The 255-nt window shown below is 45.1% G+C and carries 1 rRNA gene; it reads left to right on the top strand.

Annotation, left to right across the window (positions count from 1 at the left end):
• Positions 1 to 255: ribosomal RNA gene (locus tag ACHRV5_RS22490) — 23S ribosomal RNA — on the top strand; the annotation flags it as partial.

The following is a 255-nucleotide window of genomic DNA, read 5'->3' as shown; positions in this document are numbered from 1 at the left end:
CAGCTAGGATGTTGGCTTGGAAGCAGCCATTCATTTAAAGAGTGCGTAACAGCTCACTAGTCGAGCGGACGAGCATGGATAATAATCGGGCATAAGCATATTACCGAAGCTATGGATTTACAGTTTTGCTGTAAGTGGTAGGGGAGCATTCTAACAGGGTTGAAGGTGTATCGTAAGGTATGCTGGACTGGTTAGAAAAGAAAATGTAGGCATAAGTAACGATAATGCGGGCGAGAAACCCGCACACCGAAAAAC

It is taken from the genome of Flavobacterium sp. FlaQc-52 (assembly GCF_044007495.1).
GTDB classification, from domain to species: domain Bacteria; phylum Bacteroidota; class Bacteroidia; order Flavobacteriales; family Flavobacteriaceae; genus Flavobacterium; species Flavobacterium cupriresistens.
Note: the sequence above shows the minus strand (reverse complement) of the source record. Positions and strands in the feature narration are given on the sequence as shown.